This is a genomic window from Flavobacterium sp. (assembly GCF_046155325.1).
Taxonomy (GTDB): domain Bacteria; phylum Bacteroidota; class Bacteroidia; order Flavobacteriales; family Flavobacteriaceae; genus Flavobacterium.
Genome location: NZ_JBJXDQ010000090.1, coordinates 1 through 4,367 on the forward strand (window position 1 = coordinate 1; position 4,367 = coordinate 4,367).

The window sequence follows — 4,367 nt, forward strand, 5'->3', positions numbered from 1 at the left end:
ATGGAGCTCCTGTAACCTCAGCAAAAGTAGGCAAAAGATCACTCGAATCGATCAAATCAGTATTGACTTGTCCAGCTTTAATAACTGCTGGCCAGCTGGCAATTGTTGGTACTAAACTACCACATTCGAGCATCGATCCTTTTTTACCTGACAGCGCTTTACCACCAATGCTTCCTCTTTCTGCATAGATGCTAGCGGTTCCATTATCGCCCATAAAAACGATAAGGGTGTTTTCTCTTAATTTCTTATCGTCAAGAGTTGACAATAATTTTCCTACCAGCTTATCCATATAAGCGGTATTGTCAGCATACAAATCGCTACCCGGTTTACTGTCCGGTGTACGTTGGATCAGTGCATGAACATGCACCATCGAATAATACAAAAAGAAAGGTTTCTTTTTATTATCATCTAGGAATTTCACCAGATGATCGTGCATTAAATCGGGCATGTACACATTTTCATTCAAGGTTTTTTCCTCCCCATTTTCGGTATAAGTTGCCGCTTTCTTTTTTTCTTTGCTCCAAAAAACACCACTTCCTTGGAAAGTGATATAATCATCAAATCCAAAATCCTTTGGTGTCAACCCCATCTGACTCCATTTTCCAACCATAGCGCTGGTATATCCCGCCGATTTCAATACTGTTGGAATCATTACTTCATTTTCAGGTTTTATTTCTCCCACCTTGTCTTGGTTTACGGCTCCTGTTCTAAACGCATAGCGACCAGTTAAAATTCTGGATCTTGAAGGCCCACATAATGGCGCGGTATACGCTTTATTGAATTGCATTCCGCTTTTAGCCAACTTGTCAATTATTGGGGTTTTGTTGTTGTCCGAGCCATAACAGCTTACATCACCAATGCCTAAATCATCGGCAAGAATGAAAATAATATTGGGTTTAGAGCTACTAGCTTTAGCTTTTTTATTCTGGGAATATCCTCCAGAAATGGCAGTAAACAGTGCCAGAATTATCAAATAGTGTGCTTTTTTCATCGTATTGTATTTAATTAGTTATGTTTTTAAAAAGTCAGTTGATTCAATTCAGATTGATACGTTTTAATATCGATAGCTTTCGCCAATGCATCATAGGCTGGATTCGAATATTTTTGGGAAGCAATTTTCAAGAGGCGAATAGTTTCTCCGTAACCAACGGTTTTTATTTGCTCAAAATCCCATTTTTTTTCATTCTTTAAGTAAGGAACCATCCAATCGAGACATTTTCTCATAGTTATTCCTTGCTTTGTTTCATATTGCCAAAGATTAATAGCACTATTTTCGGCCAATTGAGCCACTAAGAAATAGCCATCTAAATTCATGTTTACATAGTCCCATGATTTTGTTCTTTCTAATTCAAAGGGTTGGCTGCCGTCAGCTTTGATTTGGCTTTCCATTCGGTTTTTAAAAACTTCAATTTCTGATGCAACAATTTCAGGCTGTCCTGTAAAAAGTGCGTAGTCAATAACTTGAACACTGTAATGAGTCCCGTGATTGTTGTGCTCGATGGCTTCGTCTTTTCCTATCGGACTTTGAGTGAGCCAAACTAAATAATCCGAAAACCATTTTTGAAGCGTCTGATGATCTTCTTTAGACCAACTTTCAGATTCTTGCAGCAATATAGCGGCATCTATTACCCGAAATAATCCCCTTGTTTCAATGATACCAATGCCTCTACCGGTATTTATTCCAGGTATACCCTGTCCGAAATTAAGATTTGGATTTTGAAGCGTTGCCGCATCCAAAAACCAGGTTTGTATTAATTTTGAAGCAAATTTTGCGTATTTATCTTCCTTGGTAAAATAGTAGGCCAATGCCAATGATTCTGTATCATCTCTCATCCTGTCAATTTCCCTAGTATCACTAATGTCATAATAAGTTGGATTACGCAAACCATCTTTGCGTATATAAGGTAATCCGTCGGGCTTAGTTGGATCCGGCCACCAATAAGGGCCTGTACTCATATAATCGTGTTTATCACCGCTAGGAGGCAGTTGCTTTTTGTTCATTACTGAATATAACTTACCTTCCTTAAGTATCTTATCTGCTTTAGCCAACAATGTTTTTAACGCTTTGGTTTTCTCGAAATCATTGACCGAAATCAATTGGTAATTTCGTTCTAATGCTTCGCCTTTTAGAACCAAAGTCTTTGGAAAATTATTAGAAGAAACCTTTACTTCTTGGGCTAAAACACTGTTTAGACTTACTAGCGTAAAAAGTAATGCGATGTATTTGGTTTTATGCGTCATTTTATAATTATGTATTCTGCTTTAATTTGCAATTTGTGCGTTAATTTATTGGTCTCCAATAGAGTTTAAAACTATGCACTTTCAGTGCATCTGCTTGAGCTTCTAAAAAAATTTTTTTTTGGACACAGATTCACAGATTAGAAATGATTTAAAAAATCCGTGAATCTGTGGCAAAATTTCACTGATTAATTTGTGTCTAACCTAGCGGACTTTTAGTCTGCCAAAACAAATCTATGGACTTCCAGTCCATAGTGGTTTAGTTGTAATTATTAATTTGAACCCCAAGGCCACGGTTTTGCCATTGTTCTCCTAGCTTCTTTTTCCCATAGTGCAGCCATTGTTTTTACCTTATCTGGATATTTAAAAGCAAGGTTAATACTTTCTGATGGATCTTCTTCCATATCGTACAGTTCCCAGCTGTTTTCATCGGCTGGAGTGAATTTTTTCTGTTTTTGTGTTTTGGATACTAGTTTCCAGTTCCCCATTCGGATGGCTCTATTGCCTTCGTGCTCCCAAAAAATAAATTCTCGATTTATGGATTTATTGGTAAATGCTGGAACTAAACTCTTTCCTTCAAGGGGATAAATAGCGTTTCCATTGAAATTGGTAGGATATTGGAGTCCTGCAATTTCAACACAAGTCGCCATTATATCGATAAGATGTCCGGGTTGTGTTCGTAATTTGCCTTTGGCTTTAATGCCTTCTGGCCAATGTATGATTAGTGGACTAGCAATTCCGCCTTCGTGTACAAAATGTTTATATAAACGGAAAGGTGTACTACTTACGTTAGCCCATTCTTCGCCGTAGGCTGTCCAAGTGTTGGCGGGTCCTGGCATAATTCCTTTCCCGCTCCTGATGAATTCTCCATCTCGAGTATAGGTTGGAATTTTACCTAGAAATATAGAATCTTTGGCAAAAGGTTTTCCTTTTTTCTGTTCGTCGGTAAGTGGAATTTCAGCTTCGTTAGAATTTAAAGTTTCGGCACAACCACCGTTATCGTGCATATAAAAAATCACTGTATTTTCTAATTCTCCATTTTTTTCTAATGTTGAAATGATTTTTCCAATACCTTGATCCATAATATCGACCATTGCTGCATACACTTCCATTCGGCGTACTTGCCAATCCTTCATAGGTTCATTTTTCCATTCTGGAATGTCAACTCCACGTGCTGTCAAAACGGCTTTTTTGCTTATTATCCCCAGTTTTTTTAGTTTCTCAAAACGTAGTTTTCTAGTTTCGTCCCAGCCTTTATCATAAACACCTTTGTATTTTTGAACTTCATTTTCAGGAGCCTGCAACGGCCAATGAGCTGCTGTATAGGCAATGTAAAAGAAAAATGGTTTTTCTTTTGGATTTTCATCGATAAACCTTACCACATTATTGGTAATCGCATGAGTCAAATAAAAATCTTTACCCGGTGCAATAAAAGTATTATCACTCATAAGGGTTCCCGGATCGTAAAAGCTTCCTGAACCTATTAACATACCAAAAAACCGATCAAATCCTCTTTGTAAAGGCCAGTTAGATCGATCATTAGGAATCGATTTTTCTTTGTTCAAATGCCATTTACCTGACATATAAGTTGCATATCCTGCTTGCTTGAAAACTTCAGCTATGGTCACCGCCTTTTTACTCAAATCATCAACATAGCCTGCTTCATCATAATTATAATTAGAAAGAAATCCCATACCAGCTTGATGCGGATACAAACCCGTCATCAAGGATGCTCGGGAAGGACTGCAACGTGCCGTATTATAAAAATGGGTAAAGCTGATTCCATTGGTGGCCAACTTATCAATGTTGGGTGTTTTTATTTCGGATCCAAAACAACCAATATCCGAAAAACCCATATCATCGGTAAGAATGACAATTACATTGGGTTTTTTAGTATTCGCTTTCTTTGGTTGTGAAAATGCAATTCCAGCAACCAAACACATCAACACCAAAAACAATCTTTTATCACATCGTATGCTTCTCATCTTTTAGCAATTAAGACCAACTTAGTCTTCTAATTTTTTATTTTTTTAACATCCAATTTGGTCCCACTTCATTGGGAGTCAAAGGATGGCGTGTTGGTTTAACACCTCCAAATTCTTCTGCACCAATATCACTTTTACTGTCTC

Annotated in this window: 3 protein-coding genes; all 3 read right to left on the reverse strand. The window is 37.5% G+C overall.

Features of this window, described 5'->3' with window-relative positions; genetic code table 11:
• Window positions 1-991 (reverse strand): sulfatase-like hydrolase/transferase (locus ACKVOD_RS06075; protein ID WP_409208575.1); only part of this gene is annotated, 991 nt, incomplete at its 3' end.
• 26 nt (window positions 992-1,017) lie between these two features.
• Window positions 1,018-2,241 (reverse strand): alginate lyase family protein, encoded by a 1,224-nt coding sequence (locus tag ACKVOD_RS06080; protein WP_409208576.1) that lies wholly within the window; start codon window positions 2,239-2,241, stop codon window positions 1,018-1,020.
• Between the two features lie 269 nt (window positions 2,242-2,510).
• Entirely contained in the window at window positions 2,511-4,223 is a 1,713-nt protein-coding gene (locus tag ACKVOD_RS06085; RefSeq protein ID WP_409208577.1) for an arylsulfatase, read from the reverse strand.
• Between the last annotated feature and the right edge of the window lie 144 nt (window positions 4,224-4,367).

Bases quoted from the DNA above. Each gene is read 5' to 3' on its own strand.
- ACKVOD_RS06080 (WP_409208576.1), bottom strand. From the start codon at position 2,241: ATGACGCATAAAACCAAATACATCGCATTACTTTTTACGCTAGTAAGT.
- ACKVOD_RS06085 (WP_409208577.1), bottom strand. From the start codon at position 4,223: ATGAGAAGCATACGATGTGATAAAAGATTGTTTTTGGTGTTGATGTGT.